This is a genomic window from Paraburkholderia hiiakae (genome assembly GCF_904848665.1).
GTDB classification, from domain to species: domain Bacteria; phylum Pseudomonadota; class Gammaproteobacteria; order Burkholderiales; family Burkholderiaceae; genus Paraburkholderia; species Paraburkholderia hiiakae.
In genome coordinates, this window is record NZ_CAJHCQ010000017.1 from 1 (window position 1) to 24,422 (window position 24,422).

General features: G+C 62.6%; 21 protein-coding genes and 1 pseudogene. 16 read left to right on the forward strand and 6 right to left on the reverse strand.

The window, feature by feature from the left end:
• From JMY28_RS27240 to JMY28_RS27255, 4 genes are all read left to right on the forward strand, one after another.
• On the forward strand, positions 1–1,975 hold a 1,975-nt coding region (locus JMY28_RS27240), incomplete at its 5' end, for a DUF2345 domain-containing protein (RefSeq protein ID WP_201699010.1).
• A 2-nt stretch (positions 1,976–1,977) separates the two neighbouring features.
• Complete coding sequence (locus tag JMY28_RS27245) at positions 1,978–3,936, forward strand: phospholipase D-like domain-containing protein (RefSeq protein WP_201699011.1); 1,959 nt, start codon at positions 1,978–1,980, stop codon at positions 3,934–3,936.
• 3 nt (positions 3,937–3,939) lie between these two features.
• Positions 3,940–5,217, forward strand: coding sequence for an SEL1-like repeat protein (locus tag JMY28_RS27250; RefSeq protein ID WP_201699012.1), 1,278 nt, complete (start codon positions 3,940–3,942; stop codon positions 5,215–5,217).
• Positions 5,217–5,930, forward strand: coding sequence for a hypothetical protein (locus JMY28_RS27255; protein ID WP_201699013.1), 714 nt, complete (start codon positions 5,217–5,219; stop codon positions 5,928–5,930). Before JMY28_RS27250 ends, JMY28_RS27255 begins: the two co-directional genes overlap by 1 nt.
• Before the next feature lie 207 nt (positions 5,931–6,137).
• Here the strand turns inward: JMY28_RS27255 and JMY28_RS27260 are convergent, their stop codons facing one another.
• Positions 6,138–7,169: a LacI family DNA-binding transcriptional regulator gene (locus tag JMY28_RS27260; RefSeq protein ID WP_201699014.1), complete on the reverse strand. Its 1,032-nt coding sequence runs from the start codon at positions 7,167–7,169 to the stop codon at positions 6,138–6,140.
• 189 nt (positions 7,170–7,358) lie between these two features.
• Here JMY28_RS27260 and JMY28_RS27265 point away from each other — a divergent pair, with 189 nt between their 5' ends.
• The 7 genes from JMY28_RS27265 to JMY28_RS27295 all read left to right on the forward strand — a co-directional run bounded on the left by JMY28_RS27265 (position 7,359) and on the right by JMY28_RS27295 (position 15,401).
• Complete coding sequence (locus JMY28_RS27265; RefSeq protein WP_201699015.1) at positions 7,359–8,531, forward strand: ABC transporter ATP-binding protein; 1,173 nt, start codon at positions 7,359–7,361, stop codon at positions 8,529–8,531.
• A gap of 23 nt (positions 8,532–8,554) precedes the next feature.
• Complete coding sequence (locus JMY28_RS27270) at positions 8,555–10,561, forward strand: beta-galactosidase (RefSeq protein WP_201699016.1); 2,007 nt, start codon at positions 8,555–8,557, stop codon at positions 10,559–10,561.
• A 64-nt stretch (positions 10,562–10,625) separates the two neighbouring features.
• Complete coding sequence (locus JMY28_RS27275; RefSeq protein WP_201699017.1) at positions 10,626–11,888, forward strand: ABC transporter substrate-binding protein; 1,263 nt, start codon at positions 10,626–10,628, stop codon at positions 11,886–11,888.
• 127 nt (positions 11,889–12,015) lie between these two features.
• Entirely contained in the window at positions 12,016–12,990 is a 975-nt protein-coding gene (locus JMY28_RS27280; RefSeq protein ID WP_407945546.1) for a carbohydrate ABC transporter permease, read from the forward strand.
• 21 nt (positions 12,991–13,011) lie between these two features.
• Positions 13,012–13,863 (forward strand): carbohydrate ABC transporter permease, encoded by an 852-nt coding sequence (locus JMY28_RS27285; protein ID WP_028202354.1) that lies wholly within the window; start codon positions 13,012–13,014, stop codon positions 13,861–13,863.
• Between the two features lie 95 nt (positions 13,864–13,958).
• Positions 13,959–14,474 (forward strand): pyridoxamine 5'-phosphate oxidase family protein, encoded by a 516-nt coding sequence (locus tag JMY28_RS27290; RefSeq protein WP_201699018.1) that lies wholly within the window; start codon positions 13,959–13,961, stop codon positions 14,472–14,474.
• 123 nt (positions 14,475–14,597) lie between these two features.
• Positions 14,598–15,401, forward strand: coding sequence for an FRG domain-containing protein (locus JMY28_RS27295; protein WP_201699019.1), 804 nt, complete (start codon positions 14,598–14,600; stop codon positions 15,399–15,401).
• Between the two features lie 20 nt (positions 15,402–15,421).
• On the opposite strand, the gene JMY28_RS27300 is transcribed toward JMY28_RS27295, so the two are convergent.
• Positions 15,422–15,718 carry a YciI family protein gene (locus tag JMY28_RS27300; protein WP_201699020.1) on the reverse strand — a complete coding sequence of 99 codons (297 nt, stop codon included), beginning with the start codon at positions 15,716–15,718 and terminating at the stop codon, positions 15,422–15,424.
• A gap of 35 nt (positions 15,719–15,753) precedes the next feature.
• The gene (locus tag JMY28_RS27305) at positions 15,754–16,341 is read right to left on the reverse strand and encodes an NUDIX domain-containing protein (protein ID WP_201699021.1); all 588 of its coding nucleotides are present in this window, start codon (positions 16,339–16,341) and stop codon (positions 15,754–15,756) included.
• A gap of 91 nt (positions 16,342–16,432) precedes the next feature.
• On the opposite strand from JMY28_RS27305, the gene JMY28_RS27310 reads away from it, so the two are divergent.
• Positions 16,433–17,188: a DeoR/GlpR family DNA-binding transcription regulator gene (locus JMY28_RS27310; RefSeq protein WP_201699022.1), complete on the forward strand. Its 756-nt coding sequence runs from the start codon at positions 16,433–16,435 to the stop codon at positions 17,186–17,188.
• A 21-nt stretch (positions 17,189–17,209) separates the two neighbouring features.
• On the opposite strand, the gene JMY28_RS27315 is transcribed toward JMY28_RS27310, so the two are convergent.
• On the reverse strand, positions 17,210–18,346 hold the full coding sequence (locus JMY28_RS27315) for a peptidyl-alpha-hydroxyglycine alpha-amidating lyase family protein (RefSeq protein ID WP_201699023.1): 1,137 nt from the start codon (positions 18,344–18,346) through the stop codon (positions 17,210–17,212).
• Positions 18,347–18,568: 222 nt separating this feature from the next.
• On the opposite strand from JMY28_RS27315, the gene JMY28_RS27320 reads away from it, so the two are divergent.
• From JMY28_RS27320 to JMY28_RS27330, 3 genes are all read left to right on the forward strand, one after another.
• The gene (locus tag JMY28_RS27320; RefSeq protein ID WP_201699024.1) at positions 18,569–19,597 is read left to right on the forward strand and encodes a helix-turn-helix domain-containing protein; all 1,029 of its coding nucleotides are present in this window, start codon (positions 18,569–18,571) and stop codon (positions 19,595–19,597) included.
• A gap of 160 nt (positions 19,598–19,757) precedes the next feature.
• Complete coding sequence (locus tag JMY28_RS27325) at positions 19,758–20,057, forward strand: hypothetical protein (RefSeq protein WP_201699025.1); 300 nt, start codon at positions 19,758–19,760, stop codon at positions 20,055–20,057.
• 179 nt (positions 20,058–20,236) lie between these two features.
• Positions 20,237–21,790: a hypothetical protein gene (locus JMY28_RS27330; RefSeq protein ID WP_201699026.1), complete on the forward strand. Its 1,554-nt coding sequence runs from the start codon at positions 20,237–20,239 to the stop codon at positions 21,788–21,790.
• A 54-nt stretch (positions 21,791–21,844) separates the two neighbouring features.
• Here the strand turns inward: JMY28_RS27330 and JMY28_RS27335 are convergent.
• Both JMY28_RS27335 and JMY28_RS39565 read right to left on the reverse strand, forming a co-directional pair.
• Positions 21,845–22,834 (reverse strand): annotated as a pseudogene (locus JMY28_RS27335) (methyl-accepting chemotaxis protein); the annotation flags it as partial.
• Positions 22,807–23,106 carry a Tar ligand binding domain-containing protein gene (locus JMY28_RS39565; RefSeq protein ID WP_407945550.1) on the reverse strand — a complete coding sequence of 100 codons (300 nt, stop codon included), beginning with the start codon at positions 23,104–23,106 and terminating at the stop codon, positions 22,807–22,809. The gene JMY28_RS39565 and the pseudogene JMY28_RS27335, both read right to left, overlap by 28 nt.
• Positions 23,107–23,439: 333 nt before the next feature.
• On the opposite strand from JMY28_RS39565, the gene JMY28_RS27340 reads away from it, so the two are divergent.
• A complete protein-coding gene (locus JMY28_RS27340; protein WP_201699028.1) occupies positions 23,440–24,417 on the forward strand; it encodes a PhnD/SsuA/transferrin family substrate-binding protein in 978 nt (325 codons plus the stop codon).
• The last annotated feature ends 5 nt before the right edge of the window (positions 24,418–24,422 follow it).

Below are 24,422 nucleotides of genomic sequence, written 5' to 3' on the forward strand. Positions count from 1 at the left end.
GGTCACGGCACTGAAGACTCACGCGGAAACGGTGCCGCAGTCGTACACGGTTGCAGACTACAACCCGGAAAGCGCCTGGGAGCGATTCAAGGACAGCGCCAATGTCGCGCCCCAGGACCCGACCACGTATGGCCAGCCCTATGTCTACGGCACCCACCACCTCGACCGGGCCGGGGCGAAGTGGGAAGCGCAGTTGCGTCACGAGGCGGCCATCGCGCGGCAGGTCATCTACGAGGGCGAGAGCAACGTACTGGCATTGCAGTGCGCAAGCGTGCTGGAGACAGATATTGTCCTGCCCGACGCGCCCAAAGGCCAGGTTGTGATCGAGGTCAGGCACAGCGGTGCGCGCGACCAGCGCTATACGAACCGCTTCAGGGCCATTCCAGCCGACCGGCGTTTCCGGCTCCAGCTCAAACCGGAAAAATGGGCTCGCATCTCCGGTACGCTCTCAGCACGAATTTGCAGCCCGGACAAATATTCTTACGGCTATCTCAATTCCGTCGGCTACTACGTCGTTCGTCTGGACGCCGACTTCGGCACCTGGCCCAAAGGCGGCGAGAGCGTGCCGCTGCGCCTCGCGAAGCCCTTTGCCGGCAAGCTGCAAACCGGTATGCACTTCGTCGCGCTGGACAATGACGAGGCCGTGATCTCATTTCGGGATGGCGACCCGGACAAGCCGGAAATCGTCGGTTTCCATCACCACAGCCAGGCGCGCGACCTCATCACGAACGACCGGCGCTGGCTCTCGCGCAACGTGATCCGAACGCAGTCGAACAACAAGCTGCGCATGGAGGATTGGGCGGGCCAGGAGGGGATCAAGCTCAGTACCGAGCACTCGGGCAAGTCGCAGCTCAATCTCGGATACCTCGTCAACCAGAAGCTCGAATACCGCGGTGAGGGCTATGAGGTCCGGACATCGGGCTGGGGCGTCAACCGCGCAGGCAAGGGCCTGCTTCTGACGGCTTACGACCGGCCCGCTGCCACGGGCAAGCAGCTCGACATGCAGGAAATCATCGCGCAGCTTGAGAGCGCGCTGGCGACCGCGAAGGCGCTGGCCGCGTCCGCCAGCAGCGCGAAGGCCGAGCCTGCTGACACCGACGCGCAGCAGCAGATGAAGGAGGATTTCGACGGTCTGAAGAAGCCGGGGCTGCTGATGGGCACGCCCGCCTCGGCGGGGATCGTGGCGGGCCAGGGCATCCAGTTCGCGGCGCAGGGCGACATCAGCACGGTGGCCGGGAAGAACGCTGACTGGAGCGTGCTGAAACGCTTCACGGTCGCAGCGGGCGAGAAGATATCGCTGTTCGCGCAGAAGCTCGGCGTGAAGATTTTTGCGGCGAAGGGACCGGTTGAAATTCAGGCTCAGGGCGGCCCCATGTCGTTCGCTTCGGACAAGGACCTGACGGTGGCGAGCGTCAATGGCGTGGCGCGCATTGTCGCGAAGACCGAACTCATGCTCGAGTCGGGCGGCGCATTCATCCAGATGAAGGACGGCAGCATTACGCTCGGCGGTCCCAACGACTTGTTCCTGAAGGTCATCACCATCCAGAAGCAGGGCAAGGCGACTCTGAGCATGCCGCTGGACCTGAATCATCCGGCGCTCTCCGGCCTGCCGACCGTGCCGCTTACGTTCTACACAGGAGCCTCGCCCGCTTCACGCGCGGCGATTCCGGAGAACATGCCTTACAGCCTGTTTGCGGGCGGCACCTTGGTCAAACAGGGCGTATTCGATGAAACCGGGCTGCTCCAGATCGATCATCACCCCACGACGAAGCGGTACACGCTGAAGCTTGCCAACGGCACGAGCTACACGATCCCCGTTGCTGGACAGTACCGGGGCAAGGCGGGTAACGGCGCACTCGCCAACATTGGTCTCCAGTTTCACGAAGGGTCGCCTGGCGAGCGTTCCGGCTCAACGGATCGCGCCGAACATCGGGGCAGCTACAACGAACTTCTTAATCCTGATACGGACGTCTGACCATGGCACAACAGCAATCCATTACCGTACCGATCGCTCTGTCGTGCAACCGCAGCGCAACGATCACGCTGCCATGGTTCGTTCAACAGACCGAGTACAACCCGGCTCAAGCGACGTTCAAGCCTCTCGTAAACGGTGAGGAGGCATTTGGGACGATTTATAACGCCATGCTCAACGCAAAAAGCTCGGTCGATATCATCTGCTGGGGCTTTCAGCCGTCGATGTATTTCAAGCGGGGTAGTGGCAGCGCATCGGCTCCGATTGGGCAACTCCTTGCGCAGCTTGGGGCAGATGGCATCAAGGTTCGGTTGCTCTGCTGGCAGGATGACTTGCATCTCGCGGAGTTGAGCGAGAACGAAGCACCGGGTAACAACCTTGCCACGTCTATCAAACCCCTATTGCCGGACTGGTTCGTTTCATTGCCCAAGGTGTCGAGTTTCATCTCTAAGGACTACCAGGCCGGCTGGGAACGGGAATTCGACATCGAATGGTATCGACGCGCAAATCTGAACAACGTGACTCAGGCAAGGTATCGATCGGTGACCGACAGGGCTGTCGATTTTACGAGCCGGAAGGACGTATTCCGGAATGTCGAGTTTGCTACGCGTGACTTCAGCTTTGACAACCGGGATGAAATTGACCATCGGATAAAGCTTCATAACGAAGCCGTTCGTCAGGGGAAGGCCGTCGGGACCGTTGGCCGCGCAGCCATGAAGGTCTTTCCGACCCATCATCAAAAGATGGTGCTGGTCGACTATGAAATCCCCGAGCGCGCGGTGGGCTTCGTGATGGGCCACAACATGCTCGATACCTACTGGGATAAGGACGATCACAGCTATGTCCGCATGCATGCCCAGATGGGGCGCAACGGACTTCATCCCCGACAGGATATGTCCAGCCGGGTCAGTGGCCCCGTGCTCGCGTATCTCAATGAAAACTTCTGTCAGGCGTGGGATGAGGCAACGGGCCAGAATCTCACGCGGTCACGCGCCGCCGTTGAATGTCAGTTGACCTTGCGTCGTGACTTTGACACGCCAGTGATGGCACAGGTTCTTCGTACACAGTCGCAACATGGCAAACGCGACATTGCAAGGCTGTACCTCCAGGCGGTGAACAACGCCACGAAGTTCATCTATATCGAGAACCAGTATTTCCGCTGGCCCGAACTGGCCGAGAAAATCAAGCAGGCGGCAGCCGCACAGGTCAGCGCTGGGCGTGATCCGGCCAGGCACGGATCGATCTATCTGTTCGTCGTGACCAATTCGAATGACGAGGGCATCGGTCCGGGGACCGTCAATACGTACAACATGCTAAAGGCGCTTGGCAAGGCAGACAGCATCCCGACGATTGCACGACTCGAAGAGAATGATGACTTGCGGGCTCAACTGACGGCGGCACAGCGGGACGCAACGGCAGCCAATTTACAGGTGAGTAACGCATACAGTCCGGAAGCCAAAGCCAGCGCCATGCAATATCAGCAAGAAACCCAGGCAAAGGTGGCTTCGCTTCAGCAGCAGATTCAGGACAACAACGACGAGAAGAAAACACCGATCCTGCCTGTCGAAATTCCGGGGCTCAAGGTGCGGGTTTGTACGCTGGTCGCGCCCGATTCGCCGCCTGATAAGTGGGACTACGTGTATGTGCATGCCAAGCTGATGATCGTTGATGATGTGTTCATGACTTTGGGTTCCGCGAACATCAATCTGCGCAGTATGGCGGTGGATAGTGAGTTGAATATCTGTCACGAGAACATGGCTGTTACGCAGCCATTGCGCAGGCGGTTGTGGAGCCTGCATACCGGGGGATTTAAGGATGGTGCTTCGGACAGGCCAGTAGAGGCTTTCAAAGCGTGGACATCCATCCTCAAGCTGAATGCTGCTAACAAAATTAACGGACAATCCCCCGTCGCCTCACTCATCGGTTTTTCATACACGTCTGCCAAACGCAGTACGGACGACTGAGCCATGTCCCGTACCAACCTCATCGTGGCGTTTGCACTGCTCGCAGGTGCCTGTTCGAACAAGGAGAACGCAGTGCCTTCCCAAGCCGACTGGAGCGCCGTCCGCGCCAATCTTGCCTTCACCTGCACCCACGAGGCCGATCATCTGCCGCGCCTCAACCCGCAGGCCGACGAACTCTTCAAATACGGTCGCTACCTGGAGAAGAAGGACGGCCCCAAGGACTATGCTCTCGTGGCGCGCTATTACCGGATTGCGGCGGCACAGGGGCACTACAAGGCCAACAATAACCTTCAGCAACTGGTTTCGACTGGACTCGCGTCGTCGCCCGCTGCGCCGAACGAAACCCTTGATCTCGCGGAACAGTTGATTGCCGCAGGTATTCCTGCTGGCTATTACGACATGGGGCATTACCTCGAACTCGGGTATGGCGTAAAGCAGGACCAGGAGAAAGCGCTGCAATATTTCCGCAAGGCCGCAGACCTCGGTAGTCCTGATGCACAGCTATACGTAAGTAATTTTTTGGCACCACTCGACAAGGCCCCAGCGGTCGCGAAGCAGATGCGTGAGTGTGCAGCAGATCAACGTTATGGCGAAGCGGCGAATACATTGGGCTTTGATGCAATAAGTAAAAAGCTGTATCCGGAAGCGGTGGCGGCATTTCAGAAGGGCGTGGAAGCGGGTGATACGCAATCGGCGTTCGCGTTACAGCACGGGTTTGATGCTCCACCTACTGACGAACTCTACTACCTCGGACTCGCTATAGATGCTGAACGTTCACGCCGCTACAAACTCATCGGGGAGTTTATCGACAATAACGACGGCCTCAGTCCCAAGGTCCCGGACATCGACCTGATCGTGCCGCTGCCGCCCGCGAAGCTGCCGCCCTGGGACGGCTCGTTCCAGTGGCAGAAGGAGCAGGACGCTGTCACGCCGCCGCCGAAGCCCGCCGAATCGCTCATTGCGAAACTGGCGCGCGAGAAGAACCTCGATCCCGCGACGGGTTTGCCGCTCGCGCCCGCCAAAAGCGCGAAAGATGACCGTGTGCCGCTGGGCACTGAAGTGCGCACGGGCGAGGTTTGCCCGCAGGATGGCACATGGTCCATTCCCTGGATTGCGTTAGCCACACCCGAAGCAACCTGCTACGTCCGCAAGGGTGAGGTCATGCCCCATCTTTCCTTTCTGGGGAGCAGGGGGATACCGTTCGTGGATGCGCTGCTGGGTAGGCCCCGGCATACGCGGGAGGAAACGTGGACCCTTGTGTCCTACGAAAGGTTGGTGTGATGCGAGAGGCAAAGAAGATCACGAAAGCTGCGTCGCTTGCTCCAATACTGTACCCGCTGACCGGTCGAGCCGACGTTGGTAGCCTCGGTGGACTCGCCTTGACTGCTTTTTGGATTGCCTTGGCAATCTGGTCCGGGTTGACGCTGGGGGTTTTCCTGCTTTCTCACCGCCTGAAGGTGGTCCTCAGAATCGTTGTGACGACCCTGTTCTTCTTCTCGCCTGTACTGTGGGGCGGAATGATATTGCTCAGGGAGGAAGTGTTTGACGAACAGACCGTCCAGGTGAAAGAAACCACGCAGGGTCCGCTAAAAGTCGCGGGCGCAACTTTCCCGGCAGGCAGCACTGTCTGGTATGACCAGACGGGCAGCGTGTTCGACCAACATGTATTGTCCGGTCGGCATACGCGACGAGCGCTACGCGAAATCCATAGCCCACAACCTGTTTCGTGGGGGGACGTCCGTATAACTGGACTCAAGTTTGATGAAGGTTCCACTGCAATCGATGTCGATTTGGACGGCGATCAGGTCATTGACGGTTGGAGTTGTGCTGTCGGAGGTTTCGGAATAGACATGGGCTTGACGCAAGATGGTCCGAAGTTGCGTTCGTGCTGGCTATCCGCCCCGCGCCAATGGCATGGCCGGGTAGTGCCTGCAGGGGCGAATGTTAGCCGGGTTGGCGACACTGATGATTGGGACTGGATTCCACCGGATTGATTCCCACATCATTCCGGGGCTCGGTCTGGCGCAGCATCGACCCACTGGCAGGGGTAAGGTCATGTCTTCCAGCCGTCTTCGATTGTTTTTTTCGTGAAGGTGCACAGGTGCAGCGCCATCGTGTTTAACGGATGGTTCTAACGGAACCTTTAAGGTTTGCTTACAGGTTCTTTGCGCTGGGCCGGGTTTGTTATGCGAATTCTTTCGCTATCGTTTCCCTCGCGGCCCCGCCGTCGAAGCCCGTACGACAAGCCGCGGCGCCGAGACCACACACACACGTGCAGCCGCGCCGGTCGCCGAATCCGGCGCTTCGACCAACTCCGTCAGCAACTCAACAGCCAGCTCCGCCGCCTCGATCGTTGCGACCGCAACGGTCGTGAGCGCGGGCCGCGACTCGCGCGCAAGCTGAATATCGGTGATCCCAACCACGGAGAGCTCGCGCGGCACGTGAAGCCCGAGATCGGCGGCGGCCTGCATCGCGCCGAGCGCGGGCAGGTCGTTGGTCGCGAAGATTGCGGTGAGGTCGGGATGCCGCGCCAGCAACTCGCTCGTGGCCGCGTAGCCGCCTTGCGTCGTATCGGGCGCATAACGCACGGGCGCGCCTGCACCGTCGAGCCCGGCCGCCTGCATGGCCGCGACGAAGCCGTCATAGCGCGCCGCGTGTATGCCGGAAACCTTGCTGCCGACGATCGCGCCCACACGCCGATGCCCGAGCGTCAGCAGATGTTGCGCGGCAAGCTCTCCCGCGCGCCGAAAATCCACGGCCACGCACGGCAGCCCGGGCGGATCGAGCGGCCGCTCCCACATGCACAGCACGACCGGCGCGCCGCGCCGCACGGTGGCGCGCAGGTCAGCAAAGTCGAGATTGGCATTCATCACGAGCACGCCCGCCGAGAGCGTGCCCGCAATCTGTTCGAGGTAGGCGCGGCCCGTTTGCGGATCGCCGTCCGTATTGCAGATGATCAGGAAGCGTCCGCTGCGCCGCAGCGCATTCTCCACGGCAAGCGCGAACTCCGGGTAGAACGGGTTCGCGATGCTCGACACCATGAGCGCGATGGTCGGCGGCCGCCCTTCGGCGAGCGCGCGCGCCGACAAATGCGGGCGATAACCGAGCGCCTCGATCGCTTCGAGCACACGTTGGCGCGTGGCTTCGCCCACCCGCCCGCGCTCGCGCAATACGTTCGAGACGGTGGCCGGCGTGACGCCCGCGTGGCGCGCGACTTCGTTCAGGGTCGGCATGCAATCTCAAAATATGGGAAGGCGATTCAACATTTGCATGATTGTGACGAGCGCTGCAACATTGGCCCGACAATCAAACGAATATCGGAGACAAGGCAGCCCAGATCGCGTAAGCGGTCACTTTTTTATGGGCTGCTGATTAAGCGCTTAATCTCCGTGTCGTGCCGATTAGAACATGGAGACGGGACGATGGCGAGCATTTCGTTACGCGGCGTTCAGAAGGCATATGGCGAGAATGCGCCGGTGATTCGCAACGTCGATCTGGAGATCGGCAGGAACGAGTTCTGTGTATTTCTCGGCCCTTCGGGCTGCGGCAAGTCCACGCTGTTGCGCATGATCGCGGGCCTGGAGGACTTGACCGACGGCGATATTTCGATCGATGGCAAGCTCGTGAACGACGTGCCCGCCGCGCAGCGCGGCGTGGCCATGGTGTTCCAGAGCTACGCGCTGTTCCCGCACATGACCGTGTACGAGAACATGGCGTTTGGCCTGAAGCTTGCGAAAACGCCGAAGGCCGAGATCGATCGCAAGGTGCGCGAAGCCGCGCGCATTCTTCAGCTCGAGGCGTTGCTCGAGCGCCACCCCAAGGCGCTTTCGGGCGGGCAGCGACAGCGCGTGGCGATTGGCCGCGCGATCGTACGCGAGCCCGGCGTGTTCCTCTTTGACGAGCCGCTTTCCAATCTCGACGCAACCTTGCGCGGTCAGACGCGTATCGAGATTGCTCGCCTGCATCGGCAGTTCGAGCAGGCGAGCGTGGTGTACGTGACGCACGACCAGATCGAGGCGATGACGCTCGCCGACAAAATCGTCCTTCTGCATAGCGGTAAGGATACCGAACGATACGGCAGCATCGCCCAGGTGGGCGCGCCGCTCGAGCTTTATCACCGGCCCGCGAGCCGCTTCGTGGCGGGCTTCATCGGTTCGCCGCGCATGAACTTTCTGCCGGCGCGCGTGGTGGCCATCGAGGCGAATGGCGTGAGCATCACGCTCGACGAAAGCGGCGAAACGGTGCGGCTGCCCGTGCAGGGCGCGCGGCTCGCCGTAGGCGCACCTGTTACGTTCGGCGTACGGCCCGAGCATCTCGAACTGGTGGTGGAAGGTGTTGCGCCGCGCACGCCGGGCAATGCTCAGGATACCTTGACGATTGCACGTGCCATCACGCTAGTCGAGGAACTTGGCGAGCACAGCTATGTGCACTTCGATCAGCCGGGCGGGGCGGTGCTCGTGGCCAAGGCGCCCGGCGACTCACGGCTGGGTAGCGGCGACTCCGCGCGGTTCCGTGCGAGCGCCAGCGCCTGCCATCTGTTTGCGGAGGACGGCTTCACCGTCACGCCGCTCGCCATCGCCGATCAACCTGCATGACAACAACAAACGAGGACACAGGGATGCGTCTTGGAGTCTGCTATTACCCGGAGCACTGGCCGGAGGCCATGTGGAAAGACGACGCCGCGCGCATGAAGGCGCTGGGTATCGCGCAGGTGCGTATCGCCGAGTTCGCATGGAGCCGCATCGAGCCCACGCCCGGTGAATTCGACTGGGGCTGGCTCGATCGCGCCATCGACACGCTGGGCGCCGCCGGCCTGCAGGTGGTGATGTGCACGCCCACGGCCACGCCGCCCAAGTGGCTGATCGACCAGCATCCGGACATCCTGCCCGTGGGCGCCGATGGGCGCGTGCGCGGGTTCGGTTCGCGGCGGCACTACGATTTTTCGTCGGCGGCGTATTTCGAGGCTTCGCGGCGCATCTGCGAGGCGGTCGCGGTGCGTTATGGCCAGCATCCCGCCGTCGCCTACTGGCAAACCGATAACGAGTACGGTTGCCATCAAACGGTGGTCAGCTACTCGCCTGCGGCGGTGCAGCGTTTTCGCGGATGGCTCAAGGCGCGCTACGGCAGTATCGACGCGCTCAATACCGCCTGGGGCACCGTGTTCTGGAGCATGGAGTACCGCAGCTTCGACGAAATCGACGCGCCCGTCGGCACCGTGACCGAGGCGCATCCGTCGCACCGGCTCGACTATCAGCGCTTCGCCTCCGATGAGGTGCAGCGCTACAACCGCATGCAGGTCGATATCCTGCGCGCGCATTCGCCGGGACGGCCCATCGCGCACAACTTCATGCAGCTCTTCATGGAGTTCGATCACTACAAGGTCGCCGCCGATCTCGACGTCGCGACGTGGGACAGCTATCCGCTCGGCGCGCTCGACCAGCAGTGGTTCGCGCCGGAGGTCAAGGCGCGCTATCTGCGCACGGGTCACCCGGACTTCGCCTCGTTCAATCACGACGTGTATCGCGGCATGTCGAAGCTGCCGTTCTGGGTCATGGAGCAGCAGCCGGGCCCCGTGAACTGGGCGCAGTGGAACCCCGCGCCGCTACCCGGCATGGTGCGCCTCTGGAGTTGGGAAGCGTTCGCGCATGGCGCGGGCTGTGTGTCGTATTTCCGCTGGCGTCAGGCGCCGTTCGCGCAGGAGCAGATGCACGCGGGCCTGAATACGCCCGACAACCGCCCCGACCTCGGCAGTGCGGAGGCGGCGCGCGTGGCCGAGGAAATCGAGGCGGTGCTGGCAAAGGCAAAGGACGGCCGCGACTTCGACGTGAAGACGCCCGTTGCGCTCGTGCTCGACTACGAGGCGAAGTGGCTCTTCGAGATTCATCCGCAGGGCGCGGATTTCCACTATCCACGCTTCGCTGTGGAGTACTACTCGGCGCTGCGCGCGCTCGGCTTCGACGTGGATATCGTCTCGGTGCACGCGCCGCTCGACGGTTACCGTCTCGTGGTCGTGCCGCCGCTGCCCATCGTTCCCGACGACTTTGCGCAGGGCCTCGTCAATTCGGGCGCGCAAGTGGTGATCGGGCCGCGCACCGGCTCGAAAACGGTCGATCTGCAGATTCCCGCCAATCTGCCGCCGGGGCCGCTCGCGGCGCTGCTGCCGCTGCGCGTGTGGCGCGTGGAGTCGTTGCGGCCCAACATCAGCGAGCCGGTGCGCTTCGACATCGACGGCGCGCACGAAGGCCACGCGCGCCACTGGCGCGATCTGATCGAACTAGGGGCCGTCGTGGCGATCGCCGGCGAAAACGAATGGGCCGTGCCGGAAGTGCGCGCGACGTTCAGCGATGGTCATCCCGCTTATGTGAAGAGCGGCGCGGTTCACTACCTTGCCAGCCTGTTCGACGAGGCGAGCACGCAGGCGCTCTTTGCGCGCGTGGCGCGCGAAGCGGGCCTCGCGCCGCAGCCGCTTGGCGACGCGATACGCGTGAGCCGGCGTGGCGGCTTCACCTGGGTATTCAACTATGGGCCGGGCACTCACACGCTTTCTGCGGATATTCCCGACGAGGCAATCGTGATCGGCTCGCGTACGATAGAACCGCAGGGCGTGAGCGCCTACCGTTCGTAACAGACGCATTGCGCAGTTCCTTCCGATGCAGCACCGACAACGACGTATAACCAAGGAGACACGCATGATCGGCAAGACCTTCAGACCACGCACCCTGCTCGTTGCGGCGACGCTGGCTGCGGGCGCGCTTGCGGGCACATTCGCAAGCGCGGCGCAGGCCGGCACGCTCGAAATGAACATTGCCTACAAGGGCGCAAGCCAGCGCGCCGTGTGGGAACAGGTGATCGACGAGTTCAAGAAGACGCATCCCGGCACCGACGTGAAGGTGTCGTTCGTCGACGAGGAAGCCTACAAGGTGCAATTGCCGAACTGGCTCACGACCGCGCCGCCCGACATCGTGAACTGGCACGACGGCGAGCGCATGGCCTATTACGCGAAGCGCGGCCTTTTCGCGGACCTTTCGGACGACTGGAAGAAGAACAACTGGGACAGCATGTACGCCTCGACGAAGGAGGCCTCGTCGTACCAGGGCAAGCAGTACGCCGCGCCCACGGTGTACTACTCGTGGGGCATGTTCTATCGCAAGGACCTGTTCGACAAGGTGGGCATCAAGAGCGAGCCGAAGACGTGGAATGAATTCCTCGATGCCTGCAAGAAGCTCAAGGCCGCCGGCATCGCGCCGATTGCCGTGGCTGGCCGCGACGCGTGGACGCTTGCTGGGTGGTTCGACTATCTTGACCTGCGCCTGAACGGCAACGCGTTCCACCAGAAGCTCATGGCGGGCGAAGTCCCGTACACCGATCCGCGCGTGAAGAAGGTCTACGTCACGTGGAAACAACTGCTCGACGACGGCGACTTCATTCCCAATTCGCTTTCGTACGATCTGGATGCGGCGCAGCCGTTCCTGTTCCAGGGCAAGGCCGCGATGATGCTGATGGGCACCTTCATTACGGGCGGCTTCAGTCCGACGGTCAAGCAGCAGATGGGTTACTTCCAGTTCCCGATCATCGACCCGAACGTGCCGACCGCCGAAGATGGTCCGGTCGAATCGCTGCATATTCCGGGCAAGGCGAAGAACAAGGCCGATGCGCGTGCGTTCCTCGCGTTCGCGGAGACGCCCGAAATTGGCGAGCAACTTGCCAAGGGGCTGGGTTCGCTGTCGGCCAACAGCAAGTCGCCGGAGCCTGAGGACCCGATTTCGAAGATCGGCTTCCAGATTCTTTCGAACACGAAGGGCGGCATTGCACAGTTCTATGATCGCGACATGACGAAGGAAATGGCTGACGAAGGCATGAAGGGCATGCAGCAGTTCGTGTCCGATCCGACGAAGCTTGATTCGATTCTCGCGCAGTTGGAGCAGACGCGTCAGCGGATCTACAAGAAGTAAGGAGTTCGAAGAAGGGACGGGCGGTGCATGCTCGCGCCGCCTGCCCTTCGTGCACGTCGACAGCTTTGTATGGGACCAGAGTCAGTGCTCCGCACACACTCTGGATCGTCAGGAGGAGGTTTTTGCCGTGAGACAGGCAGTGACTCACACCGTTGCGCATCGTGTGGAAGGCGCCGCGCCGGCTGGTGGCGAGAACGGCGGCATGCCGCACGCAAGCGGGCGGGGCATTCAGCCGCGCCGCCGCACGTCGCCCACCGCGCGGCGACAGCGCCGTGCCGCGTGCCTCTTTCTCGCGCCCGCGTGCATCATGTTCGCGGTCTACGTGATCTGGCCGATTCTCTCCACGCTTCGCCTGTCGCTCTACAACTGGGACGGCATGAGCGAAGCGAGTTTCGTGGGCCTCGCGAATTATGTCGAGTTGTTCCACTCGCCCACGTTCTACACGGCGCTCAAGAACAACGTGATCTGGCTGGTGCTGTTCCTGCTCGCGCCGCCCATGGGCCTCGCGATCGCGCTGTACCTCAACCAGGCCGTGGGCGGCATCCGCATCGTCAAGTCGCTGTTCTTCGCGCCGTTCGTGCTTTCGGGCGTGGTGGTCGGCCTCATCTACTCGTGGTTCTACGACCCCACGTTCGGCCTGCTCGCGCTCATACTCGGCCGCGGCATTCCCGTGCTCGGCGACCCGAACTACGCCACGCCCGGCATCATATTTGCGGCGCTATGGCCGCAAACCGCGTACTGCATGATCCTCTATCTCACCGGCCTCACCACGCTCAACAGCGAGCAGATCGAGGCCGCGCGCATGGAAGGCGCGAAGGGCTGGACCATGCTTTGGCACGTGATTCTGCCGCAACTTCGCCCCGTCACGTTCATGGCGGTGGTAGTCACGGTCATTGGCGCGCTGCGTAGTTTCGACCTCATCTCGGTGATGACGGGCGGCGGCCCGTTCGAAAGCTCGACAGTGCTCGCGTACTACATGTACGACCAGGCAATCAAATACTATCGGCTCGGTTATTCGGCCGCGATTGCCGTCGTGCTGTTCGCGATCATGCTGCTCTACATCGTCTATCACCTGCGCCGCTTGCTGCGCAGCGAGCACTGAATCCGCTACGAGGAGCCGCACATGTTTCCGATTCCGGTCGACAAATGGAAGCCCGCGTCGCGCCGTCTGTACAAACTCTCGCTGCCCGTGGCGCTCGTTATCTGGCTCCTGCCGCTCATTGCCGTTCTGGTCACCTCGGTACGTTCCACCGAAGAACTGAGCGAAGGCAACTACTGGGGCTGGCCGAAGCACTTCGCGATGATCGAGAACTATCGCGACGCGCTCACGACTTCGCCCATGCTCCATTACTTCTGGAACAGCGTGCAGATCACGCTGCCCGCCGTGGCGGGGGCCATCGCGCTCGCGGCGCTGGCGGGCTATGCGCTCGCTATCTACCGCTTTCCGGGCAATTCGGCGCTGTTCGCGACCTTCGTTGCGGGTAACTTCGTACCGATCCAGGTGCTGATGATTCCGGTGCGTGACCTCACACTCAAGCTCGGTCTCTACAACACCGTGGGCGGCCTGATTCTGTTTCATCTTTCGTTTCAGACCGGGTTTTGCGCGCTCTTCCTGCGCAATTTCATCAAGCAACTGCCGTTCGAACTCGTCGAGGCCGCGCGTATCGAGGGCGCGAACGAATGGACTGTGTTCGTGCGCATCGTGCTGCCGCTCATTCGCCCGGCGCTCGCTGCGCTTGCCATTCTCGTGTTCACGTTCGTCTGGAACGACTACTTCTGGGCGCTGTGCCTGACCCAGGGCGACGACGCCGCGCCGATCACCGTGGGTGTTGCGGCCCTCAAGGGGCAGTGGACGACGGCATGGAACCTCGTTTCGGCGGGCTCGGTGCTGGCGGCGCTGCCTTCGGTGATGATGTTCTTCGCGATGCAAAAGCACTTCGTGGCGGGGCTCACGTTCGGCGCGACCAAGGGCTGAACGGTTAATGCAAGGCGGGGCGATTTGACTTCGACGCGGCGCTACGGTCCAATTTGGAGAGACCCGACGCAAGTCACGCCCGCAAGGAATGCCCCATGCAGCAAAACGAACCGGCCCCGCGGCCGATGCAGCCCGCGACGCAGCCCAAACCCGCCGTGCAACTGCCCGCAGCGCTCGTGCGCGAATTCGACGGCGATCACCTCGAAGCGCGCGTAGCCGATGCGGTTCGCCTTTCGACCGTAAGCGAGGACGGCTGGCCGCACGGCGCGCAACTGAGCGCGGGCGAGATCCTGGCCGTGAACGCCACTACGCTGCTCATTGCCGTCTGGCCGCAGTCCAGCACCACAGCCAACCTCGTGCGCGAAGGGCGCCTCACGCTTTCGCTGGCGCGTGACGGCGCGCTGGTCGAGATACGCGCACGCGCTCACGCTGTGGCGCAGCGGCAAACGGCGCTCGAACTGAGCGTATTTCGCGTGGAAATCGAGTCTGTCACCGAGCATCGCGCGAAATATGCCGAGGTGCTGAGCGGCGTGACGTTCCGGCTCTACGAGCCCGAGCGCGTACTGGCGCGCTGGCGCGAGCAGATCGCGATGCTGCGTGCATTCGCCTGAGCTTGCATGACGCGCGTGGCGAAAGCTTCGTGATGTTGTCATTGTCGATGTGCTAGCGTGTTCGGCGGGACGCGCGCTTCTTGGGCTCGACGCCACGCAGAAACAAACGCTACCGGAACCACGATGCAGACCACGGTACTCACAGACTGGCAGCAGTTCATGGCGCTGACCACGCAGCTCGACGGCTGGGCGTTTCGCGGCCAGCAGAACGCGCAGTGGCACCTCGAAAGCTCGCTCACGCGCTACATGCGCGACTACGTGGGCGACCGGCTGCAATGGCGCCAGCGCGAGGAGCGCGCCATTCGGGTGTTTCGCCGCAAAGCGCACAACTTCCTCGCGCATCCGGACCTGCTCAAGGACGACTTGCGCTGCCTCGCGCTCATGCAGCACCACGGCGCGCCCACGCGGCTGCTCGATTTCACCAAGAGCCCGTTCGTCGCGGCCTTTTTCGCGCTGGAGCGCGCCACCGGCGACGCGGCCGTCTACGCGCTGAACACGCCTGCGCTCTGGAACAGCCGCGCGCTGCCCAAGACGAATCCCACGCTCACGCGCGACGTGATCGACCCGCGCGCGCACGACAACTTCGAACGCTACTTCTTTAGCAACACGAACGAAATTCTCTGGTCGGGCGAGCCCACGGAGATGGACGACCGGCTCGTCGCGCAGTCGGGCACCTTCGTCGTGCCGGGCGTGATCGACAAGCCGTTGCAGGCGATTCTCGAAGGCTACGAGAGCCACGAGGAACTGCTGCACAAAATCGTGCTGCCCGAGCGTATCCGCATGGACGCGATGAAGTGGCTCTACCGCATGAACATTACGAATGCGTCGCTGTTTCCTGGGCTCGACGGGCTCGCACGATCCATTGCGGTGGAGCTGGAGATCGTATGGTCGGGCATGGTGGTGCCGGTTGCGGGCTCAACGAGCTGAAGAACCCGCATCGGCCAGATTCACGGCGTTTCGGGCCGCGGCAGATTGAGGCCGGGCGCGAGTCGCGTAGCCTTGAATTCCGTCACTTCGTAGCTGGCGACGCCTTGCTGCGCAAAGGGATCGGCGGCGAGCAGCGTATCGAGCCGCTCGCGCGGCATGTGCGAAGCGATGATCACGCCGCCGTTGCGCGGCATTTTCGGGCCGGCGGCAACGAAATTGCCCGCTTCGAACTGCGCATCGAGGTAGGCGCGATGTGCGGGAAGGGCGTCGTCGATGCGCTCGAGCGAGGCAGTATAGATCAGCGAAACGATGTACATGGGCGGTCGATAGAAAGCGGGCGAGAGCGCCTATGTTAGCGCGTGAGGCCACGCAAGGCCGCATGCTGCAAGAGCATGATCGTCTTGCCGTCCACGATCTCGCCGCGCTCGATCATGTTTAGCGCTTCGTCAAGCGGCACTTCGACGACTTCCAGATCCTCGCCTTCCTCTTCGACTCCGCCACCCGCGCCGGGGCGCTGCGCAGGGTCGTATTCGCCCAGGTAGAAGTAAAGCTTCTCGGTCACGGAGCCCGGGCTCATGTACGCCTCGAATACCTTGCGCAGGTTGCGCACGCGGTAGCCCGTTTCTTCCTCGACTTCGGCGCGAATGCGCGCGTCGGGCGCGGCGTCGTCGAGCAGGCCGCCCGGCGCCTCGATCATCATGCCGTCGTGCCCGTTGACGAACGTCGGCATGCGAAATTGCCGCGTGAGCACGACGTTGCCGCTTCGCGGGTCGTGCAGCAGGATGGTCGCGCCATTGCCGCGATCGTAGGTTTCGCGGCTCTGGCGTTGCCACGTGCCATTGCTGCGCAGGAAGTCGAAGGTCACCTTGCGCAGCACATACCAGTCGTCGGACAGCACGGTGGTTTCGATCATTCGCACGCGGTCTTTCGTTGCAGTCATCTCATTCTCCTTGGGTCAACTTCGCCATTCATGGTATCGTGCAGTTTCGTGCAAAATCAAGAAAATTCGTGCAATCGATTCGTGCCACCCCATGCTCACAGATCAACGAAAGAAAGCGATACTCGAAGCGCTCAAGCGCGAAGGCCAGGTGCTTGCCGGCGAACTGAGCGCGAAGTTCGGCGTTTCCGAGGACACGGTGCGGCGCGATCTGCGCGAACTGGCGGCCGAAGGCCTGTTGCAGCGCGTGCACGGCGGCGCGCTGCCGGCTTCGCCGGCGGTGGCGCCCATTGCCGAGCGGCGCGGTATGGAGGTGGCGGCCAAGCGGCGCATTGCGCAAAAGGCCGCGGGCATGATCGCGCCGGGGCAGGTGGCGATCGTCGATGGCGGGACGACTTCGGCGCTTCTAGTCGAGTGTTTGCCGCGCGACCTGCGGGCGACCGTCGTTACGCATAGCCCCGGCGTCGCGGTCGCGCTCGCGGAGCATCCCACCATCGAGGTCGTGCTGATCGGCGGGAAGCTGTACAAGCACTCGGTGGTCACGGTGGGCGCGGCGGCCGTGGAGGCGATTGCGCACATTCACGCGGACCTGTACTTCATGGGCGTGACGGGCGTTCACGCGCAGGCGGGGCTCAGTACAGGAGATTTCGAGGAATCCTACGTAAAGCGCGCACTGGCCGCGCGCGCTGCGGAGACGGTCGTTTTGGCTTCGGCGGCGAAGCTCAACGCCGCTTCGCCATACTGCATCGGTCCGATCGGCATGGCGCAGACTATCGTTGTCGAGCGCTCGACGGATGCGAAGCTGACCGAACCGATCGAGGCGGCAGGCGTGACGGTGGTGCGCGCTTGAGTTCATGAGCGCGCCGTCACGCTAGGCGTGAAGCACCAGTTTCTGCACGCGCCAGTTCAGCAGTTCGGCGACGAAGAGCACGTTCTTCGCGGGACACGCCATTTCGTGGATCCAGCCGAATTGCTTCAACTGCTTGCCCGATTCGCCCAATACACCGAGCAACTCGCCATCGAGGCTCAACTTGTAGATGCGCCCAGGGTAAGCGTCGGAGCTGTACAGCACCTGATCCGGACCAGGCGAGATGCAGATCGCCCAAGGCGATCCCGGTGCGAGGGTACCCGCGGCGATCGTCGCCTCGTCCGGCACATTGCCGATAGCGGGCCGCGCGCCCGCTGGCACCGGAACGTCGATCGTGAACTGTTTCAGGAACTTGCCATCCGTGTCGAACACCTGAATACGCCGGTTGCTTCGGTCTGCGACATAAATCCGGTCCTGCGCATCAACCGCGATGCTGTGCGGCGTATGAAACTGTCCGGGGCCAGTGCCGCGATCGCCCCATGACTTGAGCCAGTTGCCGTCCTTGTCGACTTTCGCCACACGCGAGTTGATATAACCGTCGCTGATGTATGTGTTGCCGGCGGTGTCCCAGGCGACATCGGTGACCTGGCGAAAGCGTCCGGGCTCGGCCGGCAAAGGCGGGTTCGGATGCTTGAGCGGTCCCGTCTCTTCGTCCGCCGCTTCCTGCTTGCGGCCGAACACCATCGCCACGCGGCCGTCCGGCGTGAACTTGATGATCATGTCCGAACCCTTGTCCGTCACCCAGATGTTGTCCTGGCGATCGATCTTCACGGTGTGCGCAAACGACCACGCGTACAGGTTGTGGCCGATTTCCCTGACGAATCGTCCATCGGCCGAAAACTCGAGCAATTGCGCGGCGGCGGCGCCATAGGCCGGCCCCGTGCTATTACCGCGCGAAAGTACGAAAATGTGCCCGTGTGAATTCACGGCGACGCCGGAGCATTCCCCGAAATACATATCCACTGGCAGCCGCACTGGATTGGCAATGGATTCGTAAGCGATGGACGGAACCGTTTGCGTCTGGCCGAAAGCCGGCGCCGCGGCGAGCGCGGCGGTTGCCGCGAGGAACTGGCGACGCGTGAATGCACCCTGCAAAAGGCCGCCACAGCACGGGCAGCCAACGGAATGAAGCGGGCTCATTGGACCTTCCTCCTCTTCACCGAAGACGGTGGCGAGCGTTGTGCATTGCAACCCGTGCGGCGCATCAAACGGCTGCCCGCGCTGCGCGCAGCAAGGCGCGTTCCCCGAACGGAACACAAACATTGCCGCGCACACCCTAAAGAATATGCGAGCGCAACCGATAGCGCAGTAGTCGAGTGGAGGATCCCCATCACGTAGTCGTTTTGCATACCAAGGTGGCCCATGAGCCCAACGCCAAACTCCTTGCCTCATTCCGCGTTCGATACCAGCGTCTTGCCTCGCGACCAGCAGTTCTCCGCGTGGCGCGAGGCGGTGAGCGTCATCTTCGACACGCAGACCGCCGAATCGCGCGATGCCGGCTTTGGCTCCACTGTGAGCGGCTACCTGTTCGGCGACGTGGTGCTGGGCTCGATACGCACGGGCGCGCAGCGCTACGACCGCTCAAATGCCAAGATCGGGCGTGACGGCCACGATCAATATGTTCTGCAGTTCTATCTAGGCGGCCATTGCCGGGTGCGCGACGGCGGTCCGGAGGGGTGTACGCAACCGGGCGACATGTTCATCGTGGACGCGGCCCAACCCCTCGCGACCGAAACCACACAAAGCGAGTTCCTGAATCTGGCGGTGCCACGGCGCTTGCTCGCGCCATTGCTGACTGCGCCCGACCAGCAGAGCATGCGTGTGATTCGCGGCGCCGATCCCACGGTTGCGCTGCTCCGCGAGCATCTGGGCGCGCTCTACCGGCACGCCCCGCAGATGACGCTCGCCAACGCCCAGGCCGTCATGCCTGCAACGCTTCAACTCGCGGCCAGCGCGCTCAACGCGAGCGTGAGCCCGGAACACACGCCGGCGCTTCAGCAATGCGCGTTCGTATCGATATGCCGGTATGTGGAGAAGCGCCTGACCGATCCGCAACTCAACGCGGACCTGGTTGCGCATGCATTCGGCATGTCGCGCGCCACGCTGTACCGTCTCTTCGAGCAGGAGGGCGGTTTCGCGACCTACGTGCGCGAGCGCCGCTTGCGGCGCTGCCGCGCGATGCTCGCCGACCCGGCGCGACGCAGCATGTCGATTGCCGATATCGCCGTCGCGCACGGATTCACCGATGCCGCGAATTTCACGCGCGCATTTCGCCGCTCGATTGGGCTCTCGCCGCGAGCGGTACGCATGCTGGCGCTCAATGGCGATACCGAACTCGCGAAAGAGTCCGGGGTCGACGACTGGCGCTACTGGATGGCCTTGATGCGTTGAGCATGAGTCGCGCGAATCGTGCAAGCCGCGTGTGAGACAAAACAACAAGTATTTGAGACGTAACGACAGATTTGGCTTCAGGCACCGCCGATTCATTGCCGCGTCATGCGCCACCTGCAAAGATGCAGGCGCCTGCGAGATCCAGGCAAACGGGGGAAACATGAAGAAGACCCACAAAAAGCCGCGTCAAGGCGGCCTGTACTACTACGAAGCGGCGTATTCGCTCGACCTTGCGCGCGGTGCGTCGCATATTTCCAGCATGCTTTCGGCAGCGACACAGGAAAGCGCCGTGCACGAAGTCATGCACGAATTCATTGCAACGCACGGCAGGGCCGCGCTGGACGCGTTTTGCTGGCTGCTGGCCGAGCGGCTGGAAAGGCGTGGCTGCGCTGCGGCCGCCATGAAAGCCCGCAACTTCGATGCGTCCCGCCGGACGCGGGAACTGGCCTGCGCGAGCTGAGCCGCGCATGGCTAGGCGCAGGAACGTCGCCGCAGGGTGAAATGTAAGGTCATCCTAAAGATTTCGTAATGCGTGACGATAGAGCGGTAAAGCAGTTGGCCACGCCGGCATGCTGGCGTGCAGCGCCTTTTTGCGAACTGCCTGGCGAATAACAAGAGCGAACAAGAACGCATCGAGCCATGACCACGCTATCGTCCCTGAATGCTGCCACGACCCTCGCGCTCACGCCCCTCGTGAGCCGCGTGAATCCCACCGCTGAGGCTGACACCGATGTGTCCAGTCTCGCGTCGCTGTCGCCCTCGGCCATCGTCACGATTCCTTCGGCGAGCGGCCTGGCTGTGCTTCAAACCTATACGCCGGAAGGCACGCTCACCGCCACGGCGCCTGTGTTGAGCTGGGCGAGCGAGAACAGTGACGCCGTGTCGCTCAGAATGATGGGCAACTACGCCGCGCAGACGATGGCGGGCCATTTCGCCGGGCTTGGCAGCGCGTTGCTCGATCGTTTCAAGACCACGGGCAGCGACTATGCACAATCGATCAGCATCTCGTCCACAACCGGCCTTGCGCCAGTGGGACAGGGCGCAGGTAGCCCGAGTGGCCAGATCGGCCTGACGATTCGCACGAAGAGCGGCGTGACGGTCGAAATCGCACTGGGCAGCGAAGATGGCGGCCTCTCGGTGAGCATCAAGAGCAGCGGGGCGCTCAGCGAGAGCGAACGCAACGCGCTGGCGAAGCTCTCGGACGGTTTCCAGCAGGCCATCGACGGCCTGAGTGCCGTGCCGCCCAAGCTCGACCTGAGCGGCCTCGCGCAGTTCGACACGTCGGCGCTCGCTGCGGTGAATTTTCACTACACCGTCACTGGCGACGGGGACGAGAATATTTCGGCGAGCTACGCGCAGGACAGCTCGGCGCGAAGCCTGAGCGTCACGAGCGCCGCCGGCACGATGAACGTCAAGGTCGACACGAGTCATTCCGCGCTTTGGGGAACGAGCGCGCAGCGCGCGGCTTCCGTCGCGAGCTATCTGCAGCAGTTCGACCACGCGAATTCGCGCGGCCATGGCAATGCCGCGCTGATGTCGATGTTCGAAGACGGCTTCGCGCAGATGAACGAGGACTACGGCACGCCTTCAGGCGAGACGTTGCCGGGAGCCGCGTACTCGCCTGCGCTGCAGCAATCGGATCAGGCCATGCTCACGGGTCTCGCCGATTTCAGCGCATCGATCACGGATACGAGCACTTCGCCCAATCCCATGCGGCCAGGCGAAGTCGATTCATTCTCGTATCAGGTTGCGCAAAGCACCGAACTCGAAGGTTCGGCGCGCGAGGGCAAGATCTCGCAGACCCAGCAATCGCATTTGAGCGCGAGCTACCATCAGGCGTTACAGGGTGGGGGCAAGCCTGTCCTCACGTCGTCAAAAAATTCGCAGAACTACGATTACGTGCGGATCGACGATAGCGCCGGGAGCGCGGTACAGATGGCGACGGCGCGCGGCGTGCTGTTGAATGCAACGCTGACCCAGTCGTCGGAGCAGAATACGCGTGATTCGAAGTACGAACGAGGGTCGCTCGTTTCCGATGTGAACACGCCGAGAGAAACATCGCGTTCAGTGGACCTGCTTTCGATGCTCGAACCGCTCATTGACAACGGCGACGCCACGCGCGACACCGCCGCATGGCAGCAGGCGCTTTCAACGATCCACGCAATGATCTTGCTAAACAACGCGGCGAATTGAGGCGGCCGGTTCGCCGGCAGCGCCTCGATCGAGCGCCGCTGGCGCCTGTTGCGCTCAGCGCGCGAGCCTGAACGCCCCAACGGCATCGCGCAGCGCATCGGCCTGCTCGCTGAGCGCCATGGCGGCCGCGGCCGCTTCTTCCACCAGTGCAGCGTTCTGCTGCGAGACCTGGTCCATCTGCGAGACCGCGAGATTCACCTGCTCGATGCCGTCGCGCTGCTCTTCGGACGCGTTCGCGATCTCATGCATGATGGTCGTCACACGACCGATGGACTCGCCAATCTCGTTCATCGTCTCGCCGGCCGAGCGCACATACTCCGAGCCCGAGGATACGTGTTCGACCGATTCGGCGATCAGCGTCTTGATCTCTTTCGCGGCCGCCGCCGAACGCTGCGCAAGCGAGCGCACTTCGCTCGCGACAACGGCGAAGCCGCGGCCTTGTTCGCCCGCGCGCGCGGCTTCCACCGCCGCATTGAGCGCGAGAATATTGGTCTGGAAAGCAATGCCTTCGATGATGCCGGTGATGTCGGCGATCTTCTGCGAGCTGCCGTCGATGCGCTCCATCGTCTGCACGGCGTTGCTCACGACCTGCGAGCCGCGATCGGCGACGTCCTGCGCGCTGTTGGCGAGTGTTTGCGCGCTGCGCGCGTTCTCGGCGTTCTGCTTCACGGTGGCCGTGAGCTGCTCCATGCTCGCGGCCGTTTCCTGCAGCGAGGCCGCCTGTTCCTCGGTGCGCTGCGAAAGGTCGTCGTTGCCGGCGGCGATCTGCCGTGTCGCCGTGGAAATGGACTCGGAGCTATGGCTCACCTTGCGCACCGTGTGCGCGAGCGCATCCTGCATCGCCTTCAGGCTCGTCACGAGGCGGCCCATTTCATCGCTGGAACGCGTTTCGAGGTTAGCGGTCAGGTCACCGTCCGCAATGCGCTGGAGCGCGCCCTGAACGTTTTCGAGCGGCGCTGCGATTGCGCGATGCAGGCCCACGGCGCACACGAGCGCCACGGCGAGTCCGAGCACGATCAGCGCGATGCTGCCGGCGCGCAGCCACGTCGGGCGCGTCGGGGTGCAGGAGGATGCGGTCGAGCGTTGATGGCGGCGGCGAGCTGGTTCGAGTAGGCATAGCCGAGCGCGGTATTGGTGCGCGACATGCCCGCAAGGCCGGAAACGCCGGCCGCCACGATCAGCAAGGCCAGCACCCCGACCGCGATGCGCAGACGAACAGAGATAGAGAGTCGTGCAAACACGAGGATGGCTCCAGAACGCGAGGGGCGATGTTGCAGAAAAACGGCGGTGGCCTCGCGCGCGAGACGGCGAAGCACTGAACACGCTCAGGACATGTTTACGGCGTCCGGCAAGGGAACTGAAGGGTGGTGCGGAGCCTTTGCGCAATCGTGGTTTTCCCGGGCGCAATCAGGCGCTCGCATGCGCCGTGAGCGTATCGGTGGTCGGCTGTTCATCGGTTGCGCGTGTGAGCCGGAACGTCTTCCAGCGAACAGGTTTCAAGCAGACCGGCGTCGACAAAAGTGCCAGTGAATGTGCGTTTTGTATAGGGACGACGCTGGCCGCCTCCCATATTCTCACTCCATCGAGACGATACGTCCGGCGCAGCGAAATACGTCAGGTAAGCCGCGCCGCGCAATCCAAAGGAGAGGATGTTGACCAAGAAAGTCCCGCTCAAGATCGCAATCGCTGAGCATCCGCACACGTCGGCCATTCGCAATGGTTCCATTCCCATCGAGGGCGTGGATGCAGAATTCGTCACCGTTCAACCGCAAATCGGCGCGTTCCGCCGCATGGTGCGCGACGTCGAATTTGACGTGTGCGAACTGGCGCCGACGACCTACATCATCGCCCGGGCTTACGGCGCGCCATTCGTCGCACTGCCGATTTTCGTGGTGCGCCGTTTCCACCATAGCGGGCTGCTGGTACGTCCGGAGGCTGGCATTCGTCATCCGAAGGATCTCGAAGGCAAGAAGGTTGGCGTGCGCGCTTACTCAGTCACGACGGGCGTGTGGACGCGCCAGGTGCTGATCGACGAGTTCGGGCTCGATTCGTCGAAGGTGACCTGGGTCGTCGACGACGAAGAGCACGTTACGCAACTCAAGCTGCCGTCGAACGTGATTCACGCAGCGGCCGGCAAGTCGCTCGCGGACATGATGGCGAGCGGCGAACTGGTGGGCGGTTTTGCCGCCGCAGCCGGCATCGGCCGCACCGGCGCCCCCACGGGCGGCTGGAAGGAAGTCGAGGCGGACTACCCCGATCTGCTGCCCAACGCGGCCGAACTCGAAGCGCAATACTATGCGCGCACCGGCATCTACCCGATGCACGGCACGATCGTCGTGAAGGACTCGGTGCTCGCCGAGCATCCGTGGATCGCGAAGTCGATTTACGACGCCTTCGCGCAAGCGAAGAAGCAGTGGCTCGCCCGTCTCGACGCGGGTGAAGCGACGACCGCAGGCGACAAGAAGTATCTCGCGCTGCGCAAGATCGTCGGCGACGACCCGCTGCCGTACGGTCTCGCGGAAAACCTGAAGACGATCGAGGCGCTCGAGCAGACCGCGTTCAAGCAGGGCCTCACGCCGCGCCGCATGGCAATCGACGAGCTTTTCGTCGACCCGCTGGCCCGCTGATACGA

Excerpts from the sequence above, each read along its gene's own strand:
- JMY28_RS27245 (WP_201699011.1), top strand. The coding sequence starts at position 1,978 with ATGGCACAACAGCAATCCATTACCGTACCGATCGCTCTGTCGTGCAAC.
- JMY28_RS27250 (WP_201699012.1), top strand. The coding sequence starts at position 3,940 with ATGTCCCGTACCAACCTCATCGTGGCGTTTGCACTGCTCGCAGGTGCC.
- JMY28_RS27255 (WP_201699013.1), top strand. The coding sequence starts at position 5,217 with ATGCGAGAGGCAAAGAAGATCACGAAAGCTGCGTCGCTTGCTCCAATA.
- JMY28_RS27260 (WP_201699014.1), bottom strand. The coding sequence starts at position 7,169 with ATGCCGACCCTGAACGAAGTCGCGCGCCACGCGGGCGTCACGCCGGCC.
- JMY28_RS27265 (WP_201699015.1), top strand. The coding sequence starts at position 7,359 with ATGGCGAGCATTTCGTTACGCGGCGTTCAGAAGGCATATGGCGAGAAT.
- JMY28_RS27270 (WP_201699016.1), top strand. The coding sequence starts at position 8,555 with ATGCGTCTTGGAGTCTGCTATTACCCGGAGCACTGGCCGGAGGCCATG.
- JMY28_RS27275 (WP_201699017.1), top strand. The coding sequence starts at position 10,626 with ATGATCGGCAAGACCTTCAGACCACGCACCCTGCTCGTTGCGGCGACG.
- JMY28_RS27285 (WP_028202354.1), top strand. The coding sequence starts at position 13,012 with ATGTTTCCGATTCCGGTCGACAAATGGAAGCCCGCGTCGCGCCGTCTG.
- JMY28_RS27290 (WP_201699018.1), top strand. The coding sequence starts at position 13,959 with ATGCAGCAAAACGAACCGGCCCCGCGGCCGATGCAGCCCGCGACGCAG.
- JMY28_RS27295 (WP_201699019.1), top strand. The coding sequence starts at position 14,598 with ATGCAGACCACGGTACTCACAGACTGGCAGCAGTTCATGGCGCTGACC.
- JMY28_RS27300 (WP_201699020.1), bottom strand. The coding sequence starts at position 15,718 with ATGTACATCGTTTCGCTGATCTATACTGCCTCGCTCGAGCGCATCGAC.
- JMY28_RS27305 (WP_201699021.1), bottom strand. The coding sequence starts at position 16,341 with ATGACTGCAACGAAAGACCGCGTGCGAATGATCGAAACCACCGTGCTG.
- JMY28_RS27310 (WP_201699022.1), top strand. The coding sequence starts at position 16,433 with ATGCTCACAGATCAACGAAAGAAAGCGATACTCGAAGCGCTCAAGCGC.
- JMY28_RS27315 (WP_201699023.1), bottom strand. The coding sequence starts at position 18,346 with ATGAGCCCGCTTCATTCCGTTGGCTGCCCGTGCTGTGGCGGCCTTTTG.
- JMY28_RS27320 (WP_201699024.1), top strand. The coding sequence starts at position 18,569 with ATGAGCCCAACGCCAAACTCCTTGCCTCATTCCGCGTTCGATACCAGC.
- JMY28_RS27325 (WP_201699025.1), top strand. The coding sequence starts at position 19,758 with ATGAAGAAGACCCACAAAAAGCCGCGTCAAGGCGGCCTGTACTACTAC.
- JMY28_RS27330 (WP_201699026.1), top strand. The coding sequence starts at position 20,237 with ATGACCACGCTATCGTCCCTGAATGCTGCCACGACCCTCGCGCTCACG.
- JMY28_RS27340 (WP_201699028.1), top strand. The coding sequence starts at position 23,440 with ATGTTGACCAAGAAAGTCCCGCTCAAGATCGCAATCGCTGAGCATCCG.